The following is a 20,613-nucleotide window of genomic DNA, read 5'->3' on the forward strand; positions in this document are numbered from 1 at the left end:
TGTCTCTTTTGAAGCGGTGTTTGTCGGGGAACCGGTCACGCGGTCAGCGTGATCGGCGCCTTGTCGCCCTCGGGCGGCAGCCATTCGGCTATCCGGCGCGATATGTTTTCCAGACCGTCCAGCTTCAACCCGCGCGCATTGACGGAAGGCGGCGCGCGGTTCGGCAGCGCTTTCAAAGCTGCCGCCATTTTTGCCGGGTTTTCGGCATCTTCCGGCAGAAGCATATCGAAAAGACCAAGCTCCGAGGCGCGGCTGGCGCGGATAAGCTGTTCTTCGCGCGGCACCGTACGCGGCACGACGAGGGCGGGTTTGTCGAAGGACAATATCTCGCAGACGGTGTTGTATCCACCCATGGAGACGACAGCCTGCGCGCCGGCGACGAGATCTTCCATGCGGTTGTCGAATTCGATGATTTCGATATGCGGAATATCGGCAACGCTGCTCATGAAGCGCTGGCGTTGATCCGCCGGCATATAGGGGCCGAGCACCACCAGCGCCTTGTGCGTCAGTTCGCTGTCATGGCGATAAGCGTTGATGACGTCGTCGATCAATTCGCTGCCATCGCCGCCGCCGCCGGTGGTGACGAGAAGGTAATCGCCTTCCGGCCGATGCGATACGGTCTCGGCCTGCGTCCTGGATCTTTGCAGGAAACCGACGAAATCCATCTTGTCGCGAACGGTGTGCGGAACGTCGAGCCCCGTCAGCGGATCGTGGAAATCGGGTGGGCCATAAATCCAGACGTGGTCATAGAACTGGCCGATCTTGGTCATGACATTGTTGCGCTTCCACTCGGCTTCGAGCAGCTGCGGCGCATCCATGACGTCGCGCAGGCCGATGACGAGCTTGGTGCCCTGTCCCTTGAGATAGGCGAGCGTTTCTTCCACCTCGCCGCGCAGGCCCATGGGCTCCTTGTCGACGATGAAGATATCCGGCTGGAAGCTTTCGGCGGTGTGGTAGATGATGGAGCGGCGCATCTTCAGCGTTTCCTGAAGATCGATATGTCTGTCCATGGACGTATATTCGCCGTTGCGCAGCTTGATGACGCTTGGGATTTTCACGAAATCGACGCGCGCGCGGTAATCGAAAGCGCCGGCAATCGTCGCGCCTGAAATGATGAGGACGTTGAGGCCGCGATAATCCTCCACCAGAGCATGCGCGATGGTGCGACACCGCCGCAGATGCCCGAGCCCGAAGGAATCGTGGCTGTACATGAGGATACGCGCGTCGTTCAAACGGGAGGTCATGGGCCACACCTCTTTTTGCCTTTCACAAAAAAGGCGATGGCGGAAGGGCAGTTTATCAAAGGGTGTTCCATTTTATCTGAAGGGATCCGCAGCATCACGTAGTCCGTCACCGAAGAAATTAAAGGCCAGAATGACGAGAACGACCGGGATCGTCGGGATGAGAAGCCATGGATATAGCGCAATGACGCTGACGCTGCGCGCCTCCGTGAGCAGAATTCCCCAACTTGTGATCGGTGGCCTGAGACCGAGGCCGAGGAAGCTCAGTGCGGTTTCGCCGAGAATCATGCCCGGTATCGTCAGGGTGGCCGATGCGATCAAGTGCGACATGAAGCCGGGAATAAGGTGCCTGCCGATGATGCGCGGCGTGCCGGCACCCATTAATTGTGCAGACAAAACATAGTCTTCTTCGCGAAGCGCCAGAAGTTTCGAGCGCACGGCGCGCGCAAGGCCCGTCCAGTCCAGCATGCCGAGAATGATGGTGATGCCGAGATAGACGAGGATGGGGCTCCAGGTCACCGGCATGATCGCCGCAAGCGCCAGCCAGAGCGGAATGCTCGGGATGGATTGCAGGACCTCGATGATGCGCTGGACAATCAGATCGAATGTGCCGCCGCGATAACCCGCCAGACCGCCGATCACAATGCCGAGAACGAAGCTCATGGCGACGCCGAAAAGGCCGATGGTCAGCGAAATGCGCGCGCCATATATTATGCGGGATAGCACGTCACGGCCGAGGCGATCCGTGCCGAGCAGGAACAATTCACCGCCCTCCGCCGGGCAGACGAGATGGGTTCTGCCCTCGAACATGCCCCAGAAGCGATAGGTGTCGCCCTTGCAGAAGAAACGCAGCGGCTGGATATCCGTCGGCACATCCCGGTAGACTCGTCTCAGATTGTCCATGTCGAGCGTCATTTCCCGGCCATAAACGAAGGGTCCGACAAATTTTCCGTCATTGAACAGGTGAATGGCCTGCGGCGGGGCGTAGATATGCTCGATATTGCGGGTGTGGAGATTATAGGGTGCGAGGAATTCGCAGATCAGGATCGAAAGATAAAGCACCACCAGAAAGGCGCCGGACCACACCGCGATCTTGTGCTGACGGAACTGCCACCACATGAGGCGCAGCTGCGAGGCCTTGCTGAAGGCCGCCATTCCGGATGTGTTGGGTTCGATCAGCGACGGGTCGAAGGGCGCGGTCGAGACGTAATGGGGCAGCGCTTCGCCGGGTTTCGGAATGGATGAAGTCATTTGACGTTACCACCTCCGAAGCGGATTCTCGGGTCGAGTATGGCAAGGGCGATATCCGACACCAGAACGCCGATCACCGTCAGGAATGCGAGGAACATCAGGAACGAGCCGGCCAGATACATGTCCTGGCTCTGCAACGCCCGGATGAGCATGGGACCGGTGGTTTCGAGCGACAGCACGACGGCGGTGATTTCCGCGCCGGAGATGATCGCGGGCAGGATCGAGCCGATGTCCGAGATGAAGAAATTCAGCGCCATGCGCAGCGGATATTTGGTGAGCACCTTGAAGGGATGTAGCCCCTTGGCGCGGGCGGTCACCACATATTGTTTCTGCAATTCATCGAGCAGGTTGGCGCGCAGGCGGCGGATCATACCGGCGGTGCCCGCCGTTCCGATGATGAGGACAGGGATCCAGATATGTTCGAGGATCGACTTGAACTTCGCCCAGCTCATCGCCTGGTTCAGATATTCCCGATCCATCAGATGGCCGATGGAGATACCGAACCAGATATTGGCGAAATACATCAAAATCAGCGCCAGCATGAAGTTGGGAATGGCGATGCCGAGCAGGCCGAGGAAGGTGAGGCCGTAATCGCCCCAGCTGTATTTATGCGTGGCGGAGTAGATGCCGATCGGGAAGGCGATAAGCCAGGTGACGATGATGGTGACGAAGGAGACGAGCACCGTCAGCCACAGGCGGTCTCCCACCACATCGCTGACCGGCAGCTGATATTCGAAGGAATAACCGAAATCACCGACCAGCATGCCGGTCGCCCAGCGGAAATAGCGGATCGGTGCCGGCTGGTCGAAACCGTAGCGGACACGCAGCTCCTCGATTTCGGCAAGGTTTGCCGTCTCGCCCATGGCGCGCAGCTCGGCGACATAACTTTCGAAATAATCGCCCGGCGGCAGCTCGATGATGGTGAAGACCAGCATCGAAATCAGGATCAGCGTGGGGATCATGACGAGGATGCGCTTTAAAATATACCGCAGCATATCAGGCGTCTCCGTCATACCAGAAGCTATCCGGCATATAGACGCCGAGATAGGATGTGGGCTCGTAACCGAAAAGCGCCTTGTCCGGCACGTTTCGCATGCGTTTGACATGAACGACGGGTTGCAGCGCGCCGTTGACGATGCCGATGGAAAACACCTGCTGCGTATAAATACCCAGCATTTCCAGCCAGATGGCTTCGCGCTCCTGTTCGGTGACGCTTCTGCGCCATTTTTTCAGGAGATCGAGCAGATGCGCCGCCTCCGGCAGATCGGGCTCCTTGCCCTCGCGGCCGCCGGAAAGATAGTGCACGCCCCAGACCGGCCATTGCAGCTGGTCATCGCCGGTGGGCGCGAGGCCGGAAGGCAGCATGTCCGGCGTTGGCACACCGTTATCCATGCCCATCCATACCGACATCAACACCTCGCCGCCCATGGCGCGCTTGCGGAAGACATCGCGCTGGGTGGGACGGACGGAAACGGCAATGCCGATATGTCGCCAGTGATCCGTCACCAGTTCCATCACGTCGGTTTCGAGCGTGCTTTCGCCAGTCGTTTCGACGATGATATAGGCCGGGCGGCCATCCGGCAGGAGCCGAAGGCCGGCATTGTCGCGCTTGTCGAGACCGGCTTCGTCAAGCAGCCTGTTGGCCGCCGCCTGGTCGAAAGCGCTCCAGGCGTCCGCAAATTCCTGCCGGTAAAGCGGGCTTTCCGGCAGAACGGTATCGGCGCTTTCCTTTGCCAGCCCGTAAAAGCAGACCATGTTGATTTCGTGCCGGTTTATCGCGAGCGACAGCGCCCGGCGCACGCGCACATCCTGAAAAGCGCTGCGCCAGATCGGGTCGGCACAATTGAGGTTGGGCAGCAGCGCGATGCGCGAACCCTGAGAGCGCTTGTAGAGGTTCACCTTCAGGGGAAAGCGCTTTTCGGCATCCTTCAGAAAGGTGTAATCGGCGAAATCGAGGCCGAAATATTGCAGATCGCTATCGCCGGACGCCGTCTTGGCCGAGATGATATCGGACGAAGTGACGTTGAGCAGAAAACGATCGAGATAGGGCAGTTGCAGGCCGTTTTCGTCGACCCGGTGATAATAGGGGTTACGCTCGAAGACGAATTGCTCGGCCGGCGGCGCGGTGGTGTTGCGCCAGGCATCCAGCGTCGGCAGATCGGGATTTTCTGGCCGAACCTGCCGCGACATCTTGATATGCAGCCCGCTCCAGTCATCCGTCTTGTTTTTCTTGATCAGCTTGGCGAGCTTTTCCGCAGTCTGATATTTGACGTGAAACTGTTTCATATAGGCGGCGGGCAGGAACAGCCGGGCAGGCGAGGCCGCTGCGAGCTTCGCCAGAAAATCCGGGTTCGGACCGTCCCAGGTGTAGCGCACCGTCAGCCGGTCGATGACTTCGATAAGCGGCGGCTTGCTGTTGACCAGAAGTTCGATCGGCGGACCGCCCTTGTGAATTTCCCTGTTGAGGGCGACGTCCTCCCAGAAATAGCGGAAATCCTCGGAGGTGAAGTCGCTGCCGTCGGACCATTTGTGGCCTTCGCGCAGCTTGAAGGTGAAGATGCGTTCTTCCTGAACGTCGTAGCTTTCGAGAATATCCGGATGAAGCTCGAATTTCTCGTCGTAGCCGACAAGGCGGGCATAGCTGCTGATCGGCATCAGGCGAATGTCGCGCTGGCCGCCAATGAGCATACGCACCGTGCCGCCATGTTTTCCCGGCTCGCGGCCAAGCGTTTTCATGTCGATGACGCGCGGGTTTTTCGGCAGGCGTTCCGCCACGTCGGGTAATTCGCCCTTTTCCCGTTTTTCCTTGAAATAGCTGGGGTCGGTATAGGCGGCCCGCGCATAGGCCGGCAGGAAGACGGAGGCCAGGAGGGCAAGGGTGGTGCGACGCGTGATCAAGGGCGAAGCTCCCGTATATCGGCATTGCCGTTTGCAAGCACGAAATGGCCTTCACCGAGATCGGCGGAGATCATGTCGCCATCGCCCTCGTCGCGGAACTGTTTGCCCCAGTCGAATTTGCCGGTCGCGCTGATCTTGCCGATGGTGCGGAAATCGAGCGGACGGTCGAGATCGGGGAAAGGCACGGCCGCCAGCAGGGATTTCGTATAGGGATGAACCGGAGAGCGCATCAGGATTTCGCGCGGCGCCAACTCCACGATACGACCCTCGCACATCACCGCCACGCGGTCGGCCATATAGTCCACCACCGCCAGATTATGCGAAATGAAGAGATAGGTCAGCCCGAGATCCTGCTGCAAATCCTTCAGCAGATTGAGGATTTGTGCCTGCACGGAGACATCGAGTGCGGAAACGGGTTCGTCGCAGATGAGAAGTTCGGGACCGAGCGCCAATGCCCTGGCGATGCCGATACGCTGCCTCTGTCCGCCCGAGAAACTGTGCGGGTAACGGTTGAGCGCGCTTTCCCCGAGACCGATGGCCCTGACGAGATTGCGCACTTTCTCCGCGCGGTATTTCGCATCGCCCCGTCCGTGGATTTCCAGTGGTTCGCTCAGGATATTGCCCACGGTCATGCGTGGAGACAGCGACGATATCGGATCCTGGAAGACCATCTGTATCTTCGACCGCAGCTCTTTCAGGTCTCCGTCCCTGGCATTGAGGACATCGATGTCTCCCTCAGGCCGGTGAAAGGTTACCGAGCCTTCATCAGGGCGAACGGCGCGCATGAGGATTTTGCTGACGGTGGTTTTGCCGCTGCCGCTTTCGCCCACCAGCCCGAGGCATTCTCCGCGACGAATTTCAAAACTGACGCTGTTGACCGCCTTGGTGGCATTGGCGCCGCCTTTGCGGAACCAGCTGGATTTCCGGGTCGTGAACGTCTTGCTGATATTGTCCACGGTCAGAAGCGGGCCGGGGGTCTTGTTCACTGTGGCGTTTTTTTTGCCGACGAGGCTTTCGTGGTCAATGTTGATTTCGCGAAGCGCCTTCAGCCTTTCGCCGGGCTTCATGTCGAAATGCGGCACGGCGGCCATCAGGCCCTTGAGATAGGGGTGGCTCGGCGACTTGAAAATGTCGTCGACCGTGCCGGCCTCCATGATCTCGCCCTGATAGATCACGGCGACCTCGTCGGCGATATTGGCTACCACGCCGAGATCGTGGGTGATGAGCAGCATGCTCATGTTCAGACGGCTCTGGAGGTCGCGCAGCAGCTTGAGGATTTGCGCCTGTATGGTCACATCCAGCGCCGTGGTCGGCTCGTCGGCGATCAGAAGTGCGGGACGACAGATCAGCGCCATGGCAATCATCGCGCGCTGGCGCATGCCGCCCGACAGCTCGAAGGGATACATGTTCACGACCTTCTTGGGTTTGGAAAACCCCACGAGGTCGAGCGTTTCATGCATTTTTTCCGCACGTTCGGCCGGTGACAGGATGCTGTGAATCCTGAGCGCCTCGTCGATCTGGTTGCCGATGGTGTGCAGCGGCGAGAACGACGTCATCGGCTCCTGAAAGATCAGGCCGATGCGATTTCCGCGTATCGAACGGATTTCCCGGCCGTCCTTCGGCAATTGCAGCAGATCGATGGGGCCGGCTGCGGCATTTTCCGGATCGGTGAACAGCACGCGGCCATTCACGCGCGCCGTCTTGGGATGGATGCCCATGATGGTCTGGCCGATGACGGATTTTCCGGAGCCGGACTCGCCGACGAGGGCAGTGACTTTTCCCGGAAGAATACGAAGGCTCGCGCCCCTGACGGCATCGATGGTGCCGCCCATGAGAGAAAACGAGACCCGCAGATTTTCAATACGGAGCAAATCTGCGCCTGCGCTCATGCCAAAGGGTTCCTTGCCGTCTCTTTATCGTTGCCTTGTGACAATTTGCTCAGGAGGGCTTAAATCCACGTTATCGCAGGGTTTGTTGTCTGTCTATGCCTCTGAAACATCGAATTGTTTAGCGAATTCAAAGCCGGCTTCCGAAACACGACGGCTTGCCTGACGCCTTTTGTTTGGCGATATGTTAACGAGCGTTTCTGGATGAGGATCCATGTCCGACAAGAAATATTACGATGCCCAGCTGGATAAGGCCCGGCAGTTGCAAAATGGCGGTCAGTATGCGGAAGCCAATGCGCTTCTGTTATCGCTGGTTGCAGCAAAGGACGGCCACCTGATGGGTGAAAAAACAGTGCTCGGCCTGCCGCGCCGGCTGCATGCGGCACGGCTGCGCCTCGCCAAGGCCGAGGGCGATATGGTCGCCAAGATCGGTTATCAATATACGCTTGTTCCACCCCCGCAGGTGCTGGAGAAATATGCGCGGTTTTCCACGGAAGAACGTCGCACGATCAGCCTCAAAAGCCGTGAGGATGTGCCAAGGCTCATCCACCAGATATGGATCGGGGAAAAAGCACCGCCGGTCTCGGTTAAGGCATGGGCCGCCCACGCTTCGAACCATGGTTACGACTATCGGCTCTGGCGGGAGGCCGATCTTGAGCGGGAAGGCGTGTTTTCGAACGGCGTCTTCAAAACCATGCTGGACAAGGGCGATTATCCGGGCGCGGTGGATGTGGCCCGTTATATGCTGCTGGAGCGGTTTGGCGGCATCTATCTCGATTGCGACTGGTATCCGGCGCGGGACGATGTGAGTTTCGATACATTCCTGCCGCTGGCGGGGCTGACGGTGTTTGACGAAAAAACGCCACGGGACACGGGGCAGGGCAGCATGCTGCTTGCCAATTCCTTCATCGCTACGCCTGCCGGACATCCGGTTTTCAGCAGGATGCTGGAAGCCTTTCCCGGTATTATCGAAGACATGCCGCGCGCGCCCGCCTGGTGGTCGACCGGCCCTTTGATCTTCACCATCATCGCCCGGGCGGGGAGCATCAGCCTTGCGCCAGCGGGGTTCGTTGCCGCGTCCCTTCCCGACCGCGCGCCCTTTGAAACGGTGGAAGCGGTCAGGCGGAAACTTTCCACTGAGGCGAGCGGGTTGCTGATCGCCTGGAAATCATGGTGAGATTTCGTCGACGAGGTCTTTCGAAGAACGCCAGCGGGCGGCGGGATGTTCGGCCGTCACCTCGAAAAGCCGTCTCAGAAAGCGCCAGACATTGTCGTCATGCACGAGATGGTGGGTGAGGATGCCAGTGGTGGTGCCGTTTTCGGCGGCACTCAATATGCGGGCGGCGGTCTCCGCGAAGAGCACGTCGTCGTCGCGGCCACCGCGGCTGCCGTGCCAGTCGATCACATCGACATGGGTGTTCAGGCAGGGCGGCAGGGTGCTTTTCTCCGGGCCGAAAACGGATAGGGCGCGATATCCGAGGCCCGCCAGTGCCTTCACGACACCGGCATCTATGCGGTTCCACGGCGGCACGAGCATCGGCACCAGACGCCCGCCATGCAGGTCGTGGAGTTTATCCAGTCCGGATTGCAATTCATCGAGAACGACAGCCGGATCGCGATGCGATCCGAGTTCCTGTTTCTTTTCCTTCTCGCCGGCATAATTCGTATGGGACCAGCCATGCACGGCGACCTGGGCAATGTCCGACACATCCAGATAGCGTGCGAGCCTATCGTTTGTCATCTCGGGGATGACCGCGAGCGTGACCGGAGCGGAAAAGCCGCCGCAAAGATCGAGCAACGTGTCGAGCGCGGGCGTCGGCTCCACCGCATCGTCGTCCCGGAGCCAGAGGTCGGCGGATATGCCGCGCCGCCCGCATTCGTCCAGTGCCGCAACGAGTTTTTCCAGACTCATGATGTTCGCGCCTTTGCTTGCAGCAGGATATGGTTCAGTTCTTTTGCGGCATTTTCCAGAGACCGTTCATTCCTCACGAATTGCCGGGCCGCCCGTGCCAGTTCTTCGCGTTGTCTGTCGTCGCCGAGCAGGGTTTTGATCGCGTCGGCATAGGCGGCTCTATCATTTTCTGGTGTCAGTAATCCTGTGGCGCCGGATTTTACCACCTCGGGGACGCCAGCCACTTCTTCGGCCACAACGGGCAGGCCGACAGCCTGCGCTTCGAGATAGGCAAGCCCATAGGCCTCGCCATGGCCCGGCCAGACATAGAGAGAGGCTTTTGAAAGGAGCATTGCGATCTCGGCCGCGGTTTTTTCCCCGTGCCAGACGAGACGGTGATTGGGAAACGCGCCGAACATGGCCTGTACGGCCGGGCGTTCCGGTCCGTCGCCGACGATATCCAGCGTCCAGTCGAGATCCTGCGGCAACAGGGCGAGCGCTTCGGAAAGGGCGCGATAGCTGTCGAGCTTGTCACCCGTCCGCATCATGGCGACGGTGATGAGCCTTGCAGGTGTCGGCTGGGGCGTGTTTTCGAGAAAAGCCCCGGCATCGATGAAGGGCGGCAGCATGGCCCAGCGAAGGATGGGCGAGGCCCGCACGAGCCCTTCACGATCCCGCGCGGTGAAGCAGATATTGGTGGCGGCGGCGTTCAATGCGGCCAGCAACCCATCCTGAACCGCCTGCCATCCCATCCCATTTCGCTTCGGCGAATAGGACGCTTCAGCGCTGACATAGGGGATGTTGAAACGTTTGCTCAGTTCCGGGCCAAGCAAGTCCGGGGCCTTGTAATAGGGGTGGTAACAAAACCAGAGATCCGGCACGCCATCCCGTCGCCAGCGCCGTGTGACGATCTCGATTTCGCGCTCGGCCTCATCGGCGAGCAAGGCCCTTGCCGGGCCATCCGGCTGTTTCAGGAAGCTGCGCAGTTCCGAAGCGACGGAAACATCGTGACCGCCCATCGTCATCGCATTCATCAACAGGCGGGCCATCAGCCGGTCGCCGGAGGGAACGGGATGGTTAGGAGATTTGAGCGGCGCATAAAAGGCGATCTTCATGGCGATGGTTGTGCGTTGCCGGTGGCTTGGGCGTCAACCGGAATTTGAAAGGGCCGAGCCTTGACAGGTCCGTCATTCTTGCCCAACTGAAAGGCATCTTTTGCACATGCGCGGAGCGTGACACGCTTTGACTTCTCCAGACATTTCCCGGAACCTGCTTTCCAGCATTGAAAACAAAAGCGCCAAAGCGGGGGTGATCGGCCTCGGCTATGTCGGTCTGCCGCTTGCCATGACGATCGCCAGGGGCGGTTTCAAGGTTGTCGGTTTCGATATCGACCCCGGTAAAATTACCGCGATCGAAGCGGGGCGCAGCTACATCGAGGCCGTTTCGGACGAGGTGCTGGCAAGTGTGCGGCAGGATGAGGGCTTTGTCGCCACCTCGGATTTCTCCAGGCTGGCCGAATGCGATGTCATTGCCATCTGCGTGCCCACACCCCTTACGAAATATCGCGAGCCGGACCTTTCTTATGTCGAAAAGACCTGCCGCGATATTGCCGCCCATCTGCGCAAGGGACAGCTCGTGGTTCTGGAATCGACCACCTATCCCGGCACGACGGACGGTGTGGTGAAGACCATTCTGGAAAGCACGGGGCTCGTCTCCGGCGTCGATTTCTTCATCGGCTTTTCACCCGAACGGGAAGATCCCGGCAATCGCGATTTCGAGACCTCGACCATTCCCAAGGTTGTCGCCGGCGATGGCGAAGCGGCCGGAAAGCTGATGGCGGCATTTTACGGTTCGGTGGTCAAAAAGATCGTTCCCGTCTCGACAAACGCCACGGCCGAGGCGGTGAAAATCACCGAAAACGTCTTCCGCGCCGTCAATATCGCGCTCGTCAACGAACTCAAGGTCGTCTACGAGGCGATGGGTATCGACATCTGGGAAGTGATCGATGCGGCGAAGACCAAGCCGTTCGGTTTCATGCCGTTTTATCCCGGCCCGGGCCTTGGCGGCCATTGTATACCGATCGACCCTTTCTACCTCACTTGGAAATCACGCGAATATGAACTGCCGACGCGGTTCATCGAACTGGCCGGCGAGATCAATACCGGCATGCCGCGTCACGTCATCGGGCGGGTTGCAGAGGCGCTCGATATTCATTCCGGCAAGGCGCTCAGCCGCTCGAAGGTGCTGGTCGTCGGCCTCGCCTATAAAAAGAATGTGCCGGATATTCGCGAAAGCCCCTCGCTGAAGCTCATCGAGCTTATTCAGGAGCGTGGCGGCGATGCGGCCTATTTCGATCCCCACGTGGCCGAAATCCCGAAAACCCGAGAATATAGCCACCTGATGGGCATGAAATCCGTGCCGTGGGACAGGCAGACGATTGGCGCCTTCGACGCCGTTCTCGTTGCGACCGATCATGACAATGTGGATTATGCCGCTCTAAGCGAATGGGCGCCGCTTATCATCGATACGCGCAATGTTTTCGCGCGTCGCGATATAGCCGCAAAACACATCATCAAGGCCTGATAACATGAGCAGACTCGATAGTTTCATTCGCCGGCTGACCGCGCAGCGGGATATCCTCAACCATGTTGCAGCCGATCTCGATCTGCCGGCTGAAGGCGCGCTTATGGAAATCGGCCTTGGCAACGGGCGCACCTTCAATCACCTGCGGGAGCTGTTCCCCAACCGCCGCATCATCGCTTTCGACAGGGCCATGGGTGCGCATGCCTCCTCCGTTCCGGCGCAGGAGGATCTGGTGATCGGTGAGATATCGCAGACCGCTCCGGCTTTCATCGGCACGGAAGCGGCGTTCGTGCATGCCGATATCGGCACGGGTTATCCGGAAATGGATGCGGTCACCCTCACATGGTTGCCCGATCTTGCGGCGGGCATGCTGGCGAAAGGCGGTCTCGCGGTCAGCGGCCTGCCTCTGGATCATCCCATGCTGAAGCCGCTGCCGGTGCCGGCAAGCGTGCCGACGGACCGTTATTTTCTCTATCGCAAGATTTGAGATTGGACGCCCCGACAGGTGTGTCGGGGCTATCTCATAAATACCGCTCGCTCTCTTCTTTCGAGAGCAGGAAGACTTTCATTTGCGAGTTGCGGCCGCGAATGGCGATTTCTTCGCTTCTGAGATCGGCAATCTCCTGTCCCGCCTGAATGATGGCCGGTTCGGAAACAACGATGGCTGCGCCGAATTCCTTGGCCTTGGATTCGAGCCTGCTTGCCACGTTGACGGTATCGCCGATGGCCGTCAGGGTTTTGGCCGCGCCATATCCCATGACGCCGACGATGCTCGGACCGGAATGAATGCCGACGACGACTTCCAGGCGGACGGCGAATTGTTTCTCCAGCCCCTCGTTCAGGATTGCGATATCCCGCAATATGGTCGCGGCTGCCTTCATGGCGTTGCGGCAGGCATGCTCCGCGTCCTCGCCAAGTCCGAAAAGCGCCATGGCGCCATCGCCGATGAATTTGTCGAGATGGCCTCCCGCCTGCTCTACGGCCTGGCCGACGATGGTGAAATAGCGGTTCAGAAGGAAGACGACATCATAGGGCAGCTTCGCTTCGGAAAGCGTGGTGAAGTTGCGCAGATCGCAAAAGAGAATGGCGATTTCTTCTTCCCGGCCGGGTCGGGCCGGTTGTGCATCGGCCGGCAGGTCGCTCTGCTGGGGCGGCGAAACGAGAAGCGCGATATCAATATCGCTGGTGGGGCGTAGCTGGCAGCCGAGCCGGACATCCGAATCGGCATGGATGCGCCTCAATGTCGTTTGTTCGATGTCTCCTGGTGGCGGCAGCGGGCCTTTGCTGTTCAGAACCTTGACCCGACAGGTTGAGCAGCGCCCCTTGCCGCCGCAGACGGAGTAATGCGGAATTCCTGTAAGGCGGCTCGCTTCCAGAATGCTGAGCCCGGCCGGCACATGTGCCTGCGCGCCATGTTCATAGCGGATTTCGATCGCCGTCAATCGTTGTCGAAAGCTGCGTACGCCACGCATGGCGAAAACCAGCATTACCGCGCCGACGAACAACGTCTCCGCTGTGCCGGTGATGAAACGGATCTGTGTTTCCATTTCCCGCTGCAGAGGCAGCTCGTCCTTTTGGATAGTATTGTCGGCAAGTCCGGGCGGAAGCGCGTATTTTTCATCGATTTCCGCCAGCCAGCGGCCGGCATCGCTGAAGCCCAGCAGCGCCAGGAGCGGCAGCATCACGGCCACCGTCATGAACAACCCGGCTATCCGCGGATACCAGTCCCGGTAACGCAGCCAGAAATAGAGGCCAATGCATCCGTGGACCCAGATCACGATCAAGGCGAGGCTTTGCCAGGCGCCCTGTATCGGGTTGTTGATCCACAGCCTGCGGATGACGGAATAATAGCCGACATCAATGCCATAAAGCATGTGCGACACGCGGATATTGACGGCGTGGCCGACGATCAGGAACGGGATCGACAGGCCGAAGATGACCTGAAGCGCTTCGCGGAGCGGCATGCGCAGCGTTCTGCGCAGATAAAGCGAGCGCAGAACAAGACAGACATGCACCAGAACCGAACCGTAAAAAAGCAGGCTGCTGACGGGATTGAGCCAGATCAGGCTGAACCATTTTCGCGCCCGTTCGGCGGTATCGATGGAGATGAGTGCGAGGGAGTGATTGAAAAGATGGGAAAATACGAAAGCAAATATGATGAGGCCGGATAAAATCCGGGCGCGTCTCAAATTGGTCTCCGAAAAGAAACGGATCATGCAAATCCCATCATGTGGTCATTCAGCGCAGAATCATCATGTAGTATGTGGTGGCACTCTTATTGCAGGCTGTCTCGTGGCAATATCGTGGAGCAATGGATCGGAAACGGTCAATTGTGCGTGTTCGAACACCCGTATGGCAAGGGATGTCGAAATCAGGGTTTCAAAAAAGCGGTCGGACAGGTCGACCTCGCCGGAGCCAGATTGCGTCAGAGTTCGATGATCTGGCCGTCCATGGCCGCGAAGGCCCCACTGAACTGGGCTTTCGCCTGTTTTTCGATATTGTCCAGTTCTTCGTCGCTGCGGCTTGGGGCGTGGTGGATGAAGCCGACATTTTTTGCGCCGGCGCGTTTGGCAAGGCGGATCGCCTGTTGCCAGGACGAGTGGCCATAGCCGCGATAAAGGCTCATTTCTTCATCGGTGAACATGGCGTCATAAAGGAAAAGGTCGACGTCCCTGATCAGGTCGAGCACGGTTTTATCGATGCTGCCCGGCTCATGTTCGGTATCGGTGATGATGGCGAGGGATTTTCCTTCCCAGTCCAGCCGATATCCGATGGCGTTGCCGGGATGGTTGAGCATTCCGGTTCTGATCGAAAGGCCGGGATGCACATCGAGCACATCTCCGGGCATGAAGTCCCGCGTGTCGATTTTTGCGCAGCAGATTTCCAGCGGCACAGGGAACCAGGGCGGGCTCATGAAGTCTTTGAGCATTTCCCGGGTGGTCATGGTGCCGGCAAGGTGACCCGACCAGATCGCCACATCGTTGGAGCTGTTATAAAAGGGCTTGAAATAGGGGAAGCCGACAATGTGGTCGTAATGACAATGCGAGAAGAACAGGTTGACGTCGGTAATGCCTTCCGCCCGCAGGGCAAGGCCAGCGGGATGCAAGCCCGAACCCGCATCGAACAAAAGAACGTGATCGCCGCATCTTACCTCGATGCAGATGGTATTTCCGCCGTATTTTCGGAAGTTTTCACCTGAAACAGGAAGCGTTCCCCGCGCACCCCAGATCTTTACCCGAAAATTTCTATTACTTTCCCGACTTGCTGTGTCGGAATCGAACGCCATGACACACCCCAATAACAACGGAATCTTGCACGCTTTCCTCCCATGAAGCCCGTTGTCTCTATAGATTCTTATATCCGCTCGTTTCTGGCGGACGCCTTTACCCCTTATTCAGTCAGCATTTCATTTATATTGCAATAGTACGACATTTATTTTTCCAATATCGCCATTCACGGTAGCAAGGAATTGTCGTTTATGTCCGGGCGCCCGCCCGCGCTTTGCTCAGTTCCGCCGTCGTCTGGGTAAGGCGTTCGGCCAGAACGCGCATGACCTTGATCGTGATGTCGGGGAAATCGGACATGAGCTTGAAGAACTGTTCCTTGCCGATGCGCAGGGCTTCCACATTGGTGGAGGCGCGAACGGTCGCGGTTCTGACGCTATCGCAAAGGATAGCGATTTCGCCGACAATGGCGTTGCCGGTCATTTCGGCCACTTTCAGCGTGCCCGAAGGGGAATCGACCAGAACATCGACTTTTCCGGTCAAGACGACATAGGCGGCATCGCCGACATCTCCCTGATGAAACAGCACGTCGCCAGCATGATAGGACACCCGGTCGGATGCGAATGCCAGTAGTTTGAGCTTTGACGGTTCCATTTCCGAAAAAAACGGCACCCTTTTCAGCATCTGAATTTCGTCTTTAAACAGCATTGACTTACCCTGTTCTTGTTCCACCTCGGTCACCTTCTTGGATTTATGTTGCGACCATATCCTTGAATGTACCGTTTTCCTCGGCGAGAGTCTCGTAACTTCCGTCGGCGGTGATCAGGCCCTGATGAACAACGATCACCCGCTCGAACATGCGGGAGAGCGTCGCATTCGACAGGACCCATATGATCGACGGGTTATTGTTATTCTGTTTCAGGAGTGTGATGACCCGCTCGACAATTTCCTCCTGCTGTCGGGGATCGAGGCCGGGAAGAGGCCGATTGAAGACGTAATAATCGGATTTGCGGATCAGCGCCCGCGCGAGATTGAGCTTCTGGCGCTGGAGCGGGCCAAGCCGCTTGCCGCCGGCGCCGAGGTTGAAGTCCAGGCCCACGGCCAGCACGCGCTCATAGACGCCCTGCTTGCGCATGACATCGGCGACGATGCGGGTGATGCGCCGCGAGGCGTCGGTGTAGCGATGGCTGACCTTGCCGAACAGGATATTGTCCAGCAGGCTGGTGGCGCTCATATATTTGGTCGGATCGTAGATTTCGATCACGTTTTTCAGGCTGTCGGGCAGGTTCTCATGGAACATGTGCCGGACTTCGACGATCCGGTTCATGATCTCCGGCGACAGCAGGCCGAAACGCTGGCGAGGCTCGATGTAGAAGAAGCTGAGCCGCAGCATTGCGCGCTTTTCGCTTTCATTGGCCTCGTCGAAACTCCGGCTCTGAAGGCGTTGCAGCATTTGCTGATAGACCGGAATGTCATCGGGCGTCATGAAGGTGAGCTGCTGGAAGAAGGGGTGGTCTCCCGGCAGGTCGGCGAAGATTTCCACGATGTTTTCGGCAATCGTGTAACCCATCTCGAACAGGGTTTTCACGAGGCCGGTTTCGCGCATCAGCGAACGGAAATAGTCGCTTTCGATGACGGTTCGGATCGTCTGGGAAGAATCGCGCATGGTGCCGAACAGCAGGTTTTCGCCCACCGTCGCCTCGCTGTTATAGCTCTCCAGTTCAAAGGGCGCGATGAGACCGCTCAGATTTTCCTTTTCGAGCTCCGCACGCAGCACATGCCGCAGTTCCACGATGCGGGCGGCAAGATGCAGGTCGGTCAAAGGGTCGATCGACGAACGCAGCGCAAACTCCAGAATATCCTGCGACAGTTCCACGCTGTCGAGGACGGCCAGAATGGCCTGGATGAGATTTTCCGGCCTGCCGTCGCCAGCCGGGCTCGAAGCGTAATCGATCCATTCGCTATTGATATCGATCAGCGGATTGCCCGCCATCTTGGCTTCGCGGATTTCCCACTTGCGATGTTCCAGCGCCGCCCCCTCATAGTCCCTGTCCGCAAGCGGGGCGTGTTTGAGGCCGTAAAGCAGATTGTCTTTCAGGCTGGCGTGGAAGAAATAGCTGTCCGAGGACACATAGGAAATGCGCCGTCCGGTCATCGATTCCGGCAGTTCCAATATGTCGACGTCGTTGATGCTGATCTTGCCGGAGGTCGGCCAGAGCGTGCGGCCGATCGCGTCCGCCAGCGCCTCGGCGCCCGAGCCGCCGACGATGGCGATCACCTCGCCCGGCTCGACCTTCAGCGACGCCTGTTCCAGAAGCCGGCTGCCGCTATCGTCCTCCAGCGTCAGATTGGCGACAACGATCGGGGCGCTGATCGCCGCGACTGCGCCGGGAGACAGTTTTTGCACCTTCTCATCGATCATGTTCGGCGCATCGAACTGCTCGAAGACCTGCTCGTACTTCACCTGCACGTCCTGACGTGCCTGATCCCAGTCGATCAGTTCCTTCAGCGGTCCGGGCAGTTCCTTATAGGCATTGATGACGGCGACCAGCTGCCCGACATCGAGGCTGCCCTTCAGCGTGAGATAACCGCCGAGCGCATAAAAGAAGAAGGGAGTGAGCTGTGCGAGGAAGTTATTGATGAATTTGACCAGAAACTTCCACTGGTAGAGATCGTAGCGGATCTTGAAGATGTCGCCGAGCCGGTGCGAGGCATCCGCGCGCTCGTAGTTGGACGTGTCATAGGCATGGATGGTGCCGATACCGTCAACCATTTCGCCGATGCGTCCGGCAAGCTGGCGGGCGCTCAGCTGCCGCTGGCGGCCAAGCTCGATAAGGCGGCGGCGCATTTTGGGAATGATGCCTACCTGTATGGCGGCCATGAAAGCCGCGATCAGGCCCAGCCAGAAATTCTGCACGAGAATGAAGAAAAGCGCGGAGAGCGCCTGGCCGCCGAGAAGGGCCGGCTGCACGAAGGCGTCGCCGGTAAAGCCGCCGAGGGGCTCCACCTCGTCCTTCACCATGCTGGAGATTTCCGCACCTTTGACCCGCTTGAAATGGGAGGGTGGGAACCGCAGAATCTTGTCGATGAGCTCGAAACGGATGCGCCGCAGAAGGCGCTCGCCAAGGCGGCCCTTGTAGGTATTGATGTAATATTTGAAGAGCCCGTTGATGATGACAAGCGCAAGGAACGTCAGGCTGAGCGCCATCAGCATCGACATGCGGTTGAGCTCGAGCCCGGGAAATAACGTCACGGTGCCCCAATAGGGAATATCGACCGTGAGATGCATGAAAAGCTGCGTCGCATTCGCCCCTTCGAAACCATCCCCCTGAATTGGGCCGTTGACGATCTGCTTGGGCAGATCGAAGGCGAGGAAATAGGGGATCATCGACAGGGCCACGATCAGCAGAATGAAAAGCTGCTGCCGCCTCGTGTGCGACCAGATATAACGCGTAAGGCTTTGTTCCATATAAAACTTCTATGAACTGCCGGGCGTGGCCCGGTGTGTTGGTTTGCGCGGTGTCTAGACGATCCGGTGGCCGGGTGGCGCAACCTCCTCCTGCAAATAGGTATGGGACTCGCTATTTATCAGTATATTCAAGCGGTTTCGAGCAAAATAGCGGCCCCGCCGGGACTTCTCCGTCACCCCGGCGTTTGTTTTTGCAACGTGCGGGCGGCAATGGATATAAATGCGACTATATTTTTAGACTTCTCTAATGTTGTTGTTTTTATTGTAGATCAGGCGGTAAGACGCTTCGATACAATGATCCCGTAATGGTTGAGCCAGACACTGGCGCAATGATGGCAAGGTCGATGGCGATAGATATTTCAGAGCGTACAGGCAGCGATCCGTCTCTTGATGCATTGTCGCTTTCCGGCATTGCCTCGAATGGGGCGGTTGCGCATCCGGTCTCTTTTGATGGGCTAACCGGGATTTTCCATCCGGCGCGCAAGGACGTCAGACAGCGCCATGCCGTTCTTTTCGTCAGCCCATGGGGCATGGAGGAGCTGTGTAGCCGCAAGTTTCAACGGGTACTGGCCGAGCGGCTGGCCGCTTGCGGTGTCGCCAACCTGCGATTCGACTATCTGGGCGCGGGTGACGCCTTCGACCCTGATGATGCTGGCCGCGCTGCGGACTGGATTTCCGACGCGCGCGCGGCGCTCAACTGTCTGAAGCGTCTTTCCGGCTGCGCCGAAGTGGTCGTTGTCGCTCAGGGCCTCGGCTGCCTGATTGCTGCACAGGCGTTTGCCGATGAGGCCGAAGTGGGTTCCATGGCGCTTCTGGCGCCTGTCGTTTCCGGCCGCGCCTATCTGCGTGAGCTGGCGATGTGGTCCTCCATGATCGACGATGGCCTCGGTCTTCGGCCCGCGCAACGGATGGCGGAGGCAGGATCGATTGCCGGCATGGCCATGCCTGCCGGTGTTGCGGATGCGATCAGGAAGGCCAATCTTTCAAATCTGACTGCTGCTCCGGCGCGCACCATTCTGGCGCTCTCTCGACCGGGCCGCGTAACCGATGCCGATTTCGCCAGGCATCTCGTTGCGATCGGCGGTGCGGTGGAGGAGGCGGAGTTTTCCGGTTACGACGATCTCGTCTCCAGCCCTACGCTCTCGAAAATATCCGACGGTGTGGTCAACCGGCTGGTCGACTGGGTGCTCTCCCAGACCCATGCCGAGGGTGCGGTGCCCCCCCAGGAGGATTTCACAGTCAATGCCCCGCAGCGTGGACGCGGTTTTGTCGAGCAGCCGGTGCAATTTGGAGACGGCGGACGGCTTTTTGGTATTTTTTGCGGGCCGGATGATCGGGAGGCGGTTTCTTCGGTTCTTCTGCTTGGCGCCGCCTATGACCGGCATGCGGGCTGGGGCAGGCTTTCCGTACAGATGGCCCGTACATTGGCGCGCGAGGGGGTGGCATCGCTTCGCTTCGACGCGGCCAATATTGCCGACAGCCCTCCGGTCAAAAACGTGCCCGAGCAGGTTCTTTACGATGCCGCGCAGAATGACGACGTGGCTGCCGCGCTCGATTTTCTCGGCAAGCGTGGCAAGGGGCCTTTCATTGCGGCGGGCAGGTGCAGCGGTGCTTATCTCGCCTTCAACGGCGCAATCGCCGATGAGCGGATCGGTGCGGTGGTCGCGGTCAATCCGGTCGTCTTCCATTGGCGCAAAGGCCGCTCGGTGGATGAGGCGCTGCATAAACGCCCGCGTTCCTTCGGCGAATACAGCCAGCGCTTCCGACAGGGCGCGACATTCAAGCGTCTCATCAGCGGCGATGTCGATGTGGCAAGTGCGGGGCTGAACATCGTCAAGGCGACGATCAAGAGGCTTTCGACAAAAACGGCGAGGCTGTTCCGCAGGGGCAGCGAGGAAGGGCGTGCCGTCTATGGCGCGTTCGACAAATTGAAAGCGAATGATACCGCCGTTCATCTGCTCTACAGCGACAACGACGATGGTCTGGAGCACTTCCAATATTACTTTGACGCCAATGGCGAAGGACTGGCCGCCTATAAGAACGTGTCGCTGACCATTATTCCCGACGCCGATCACAATCTTTCAACGCCGGAAGCCAGACAAATCTATATCGACGCGGTGAAGCAGCTGGCTCTCGAGCATTTGCGGTAAAAATGCCTGGCCGTCATGCC

The 20,613-nt window shown here is 58.6% G+C and carries 15 protein-coding genes; 4 read left to right on the forward strand and 11 right to left on the reverse strand.

Annotated elements, in window-relative coordinates; all coding sequences use genetic code 11:
- Positions 1-35 precede the first annotated feature (35 nt).
- From EM858_RS09930 to EM858_RS09950, 5 genes are all read right to left on the reverse strand, one after another.
- Positions 36-1,244, reverse strand: a complete 1,209-nt coding sequence (locus EM858_RS09930) for a glycosyltransferase family protein (RefSeq protein WP_127756583.1) — start codon at positions 1,242-1,244, stop codon at positions 36-38.
- Positions 1,245-1,316: 72 nt separating this feature from the next.
- Positions 1,317-2,492, reverse strand: coding sequence for an ABC transporter permease (locus tag EM858_RS09935; RefSeq protein ID WP_127756584.1), 1,176 nt, complete (start codon positions 2,490-2,492; stop codon positions 1,317-1,319).
- A complete protein-coding gene (locus EM858_RS09940) occupies positions 2,489-3,487 on the reverse strand; it encodes an ABC transporter permease (RefSeq protein ID WP_003521288.1) in 999 nt (332 codons plus the stop codon). Before EM858_RS09940 ends, EM858_RS09935 begins: the two co-directional genes overlap by 4 nt.
- 1 nt (position 3,488) lies before the next feature.
- Positions 3,489-5,390, reverse strand: a complete 1,902-nt coding sequence (locus tag EM858_RS09945) for an ABC transporter substrate-binding protein (RefSeq protein WP_127756585.1) — start codon at positions 5,388-5,390, stop codon at positions 3,489-3,491.
- A complete protein-coding gene (locus EM858_RS09950; RefSeq protein ID WP_127756586.1) occupies positions 5,387-7,279 on the reverse strand; it encodes an ABC transporter ATP-binding protein in 1,893 nt (630 codons plus the stop codon). The genes EM858_RS09945 and EM858_RS09950 overlap by 4 nt, the downstream gene beginning before the upstream one ends.
- Positions 7,280-7,490: 211 nt before the next feature.
- Here EM858_RS09950 and EM858_RS09955 point away from each other — a divergent pair, with 211 nt between their 5' ends.
- Positions 7,491-8,453 carry a glycosyltransferase gene (locus EM858_RS09955; RefSeq protein ID WP_164865385.1) on the forward strand — a complete coding sequence of 321 codons (963 nt, stop codon included), beginning with the start codon at positions 7,491-7,493 and terminating at the stop codon, positions 8,451-8,453.
- On the opposite strand, the gene EM858_RS09960 is transcribed toward EM858_RS09955, so the two are convergent.
- Both EM858_RS09960 and EM858_RS09965 read right to left on the reverse strand, forming a co-directional pair.
- Positions 8,445-9,188 (reverse strand): polysaccharide deacetylase family protein, encoded by a 744-nt coding sequence (locus EM858_RS09960; RefSeq protein WP_127756587.1) that lies wholly within the window; start codon positions 9,186-9,188, stop codon positions 8,445-8,447. The genes EM858_RS09955 and EM858_RS09960 overlap by 9 nt on opposite strands.
- Positions 9,185-10,282 carry a glycosyltransferase family 4 protein gene (locus EM858_RS09965; protein WP_127756588.1) on the reverse strand — a complete coding sequence of 366 codons (1,098 nt, stop codon included), beginning with the start codon at positions 10,280-10,282 and terminating at the stop codon, positions 9,185-9,187. Before EM858_RS09965 ends, EM858_RS09960 begins: the two co-directional genes overlap by 4 nt.
- A 127-nt stretch (positions 10,283-10,409) precedes the next feature.
- On the opposite strand from EM858_RS09965, the gene EM858_RS09970 reads away from it, so the two are divergent.
- On the forward strand, positions 10,410-11,750 hold the full coding sequence (locus tag EM858_RS09970) for a nucleotide sugar dehydrogenase (RefSeq protein ID WP_164865386.1): 1,341 nt from the start codon (positions 10,410-10,412) through the stop codon (positions 11,748-11,750).
- Positions 11,751-11,754: 4 nt separating this feature from the next.
- Positions 11,755-12,237, forward strand: coding sequence for a class I SAM-dependent methyltransferase (locus tag EM858_RS09975; protein WP_127756589.1), 483 nt, complete (start codon positions 11,755-11,757; stop codon positions 12,235-12,237).
- Positions 12,238-12,271: 34 nt separating this feature from the next.
- Here EM858_RS09975 and EM858_RS09980 read toward each other — a convergent pair whose 3' ends face one another.
- From EM858_RS09980 to EM858_RS09995, 4 genes are all read right to left on the reverse strand, one after another.
- Positions 12,272-13,966: an adenylate/guanylate cyclase domain-containing protein gene (locus EM858_RS09980; protein WP_127756590.1), complete on the reverse strand. Its 1,695-nt coding sequence runs from the start codon at positions 13,964-13,966 to the stop codon at positions 12,272-12,274.
- Between the two features lie 209 nt (positions 13,967-14,175).
- Positions 14,176-15,036: an MBL fold metallo-hydrolase gene (locus tag EM858_RS09985; RefSeq protein ID WP_127756591.1), complete on the reverse strand. Its 861-nt coding sequence runs from the start codon at positions 15,034-15,036 to the stop codon at positions 14,176-14,178.
- 190 nt (positions 15,037-15,226) lie between these two features.
- On the reverse strand, positions 15,227-15,682 hold the full coding sequence (locus EM858_RS09990; protein ID WP_003521299.1) for a cyclic nucleotide-binding domain-containing protein: 456 nt from the start codon (positions 15,680-15,682) through the stop codon (positions 15,227-15,229).
- Between the two features lie 43 nt (positions 15,683-15,725).
- Positions 15,726-18,443, reverse strand: a complete 2,718-nt coding sequence (locus tag EM858_RS09995) for an ABC transporter ATP-binding protein (protein ID WP_080815749.1) — start codon at positions 18,441-18,443, stop codon at positions 15,726-15,728.
- A gap of 344 nt (positions 18,444-18,787) precedes the next feature.
- Here EM858_RS09995 and EM858_RS10000 point away from each other — a divergent pair, with 344 nt between their 5' ends.
- Positions 18,788-20,593, forward strand: a complete 1,806-nt coding sequence (locus EM858_RS10000) for an alpha/beta hydrolase (RefSeq protein ID WP_205649545.1) — start codon at positions 18,788-18,790, stop codon at positions 20,591-20,593.
- Positions 20,594-20,613: the final 20 nt, after the last annotated feature.

The sequence above is a fragment of the Agrobacterium sp. CNPSo 2736 genome (assembly GCF_004005385.1).
Classification (GTDB): domain Bacteria; phylum Pseudomonadota; class Alphaproteobacteria; order Rhizobiales; family Rhizobiaceae; genus Agrobacterium; species Agrobacterium leguminum.

Coding starts and splice junctions, on each gene's coding strand:
- EM858_RS09950 (WP_127756586.1), bottom strand. CDS start 7,279: ATGAGCGCAGGCGCAGATTTGCTCCGTATTGAAAATCTGCGGGTCTCG.
- EM858_RS09940 (WP_003521288.1), bottom strand. CDS start 3,487: ATGCTGCGGTATATTTTAAAGCGCATCCTCGTCATGATCCCCACGCTG.
- EM858_RS09955 (WP_164865385.1), top strand. CDS start 7,491: ATGTCCGACAAGAAATATTACGATGCCCAGCTGGATAAGGCCCGGCAG.
- EM858_RS09995 (WP_080815749.1), bottom strand. CDS start 18,443: ATGGAACAAAGCCTTACGCGTTATATCTGGTCGCACACGAGGCGGCAG.
- EM858_RS09975 (WP_127756589.1), top strand. CDS start 11,755: ATGAGCAGACTCGATAGTTTCATTCGCCGGCTGACCGCGCAGCGGGAT.
- EM858_RS10000 (WP_205649545.1), top strand. CDS start 18,788: ATGGCGATAGATATTTCAGAGCGTACAGGCAGCGATCCGTCTCTTGAT.
- EM858_RS09980 (WP_127756590.1), bottom strand. CDS start 13,966: ATGATCCGTTTCTTTTCGGAGACCAATTTGAGACGCGCCCGGATTTTA.
- EM858_RS09935 (WP_127756584.1), bottom strand. CDS start 2,492: ATGACTTCATCCATTCCGAAACCCGGCGAAGCGCTGCCCCATTACGTC.
- EM858_RS09960 (WP_127756587.1), bottom strand. CDS start 9,188: ATGAGTCTGGAAAAACTCGTTGCGGCACTGGACGAATGCGGGCGGCGC.
- EM858_RS09965 (WP_127756588.1), bottom strand. CDS start 10,282: ATGAAGATCGCCTTTTATGCGCCGCTCAAATCTCCTAACCATCCCGTT.
- EM858_RS09985 (WP_127756591.1), bottom strand. CDS start 15,036: ATGGCGTTCGATTCCGACACAGCAAGTCGGGAAAGTAATAGAAATTTT.
- EM858_RS09990 (WP_003521299.1), bottom strand. CDS start 15,682: ATGCTGTTTAAAGACGAAATTCAGATGCTGAAAAGGGTGCCGTTTTTT.
- EM858_RS09930 (WP_127756583.1), bottom strand. CDS start 1,244: ATGACCTCCCGTTTGAACGACGCGCGTATCCTCATGTACAGCCACGAT.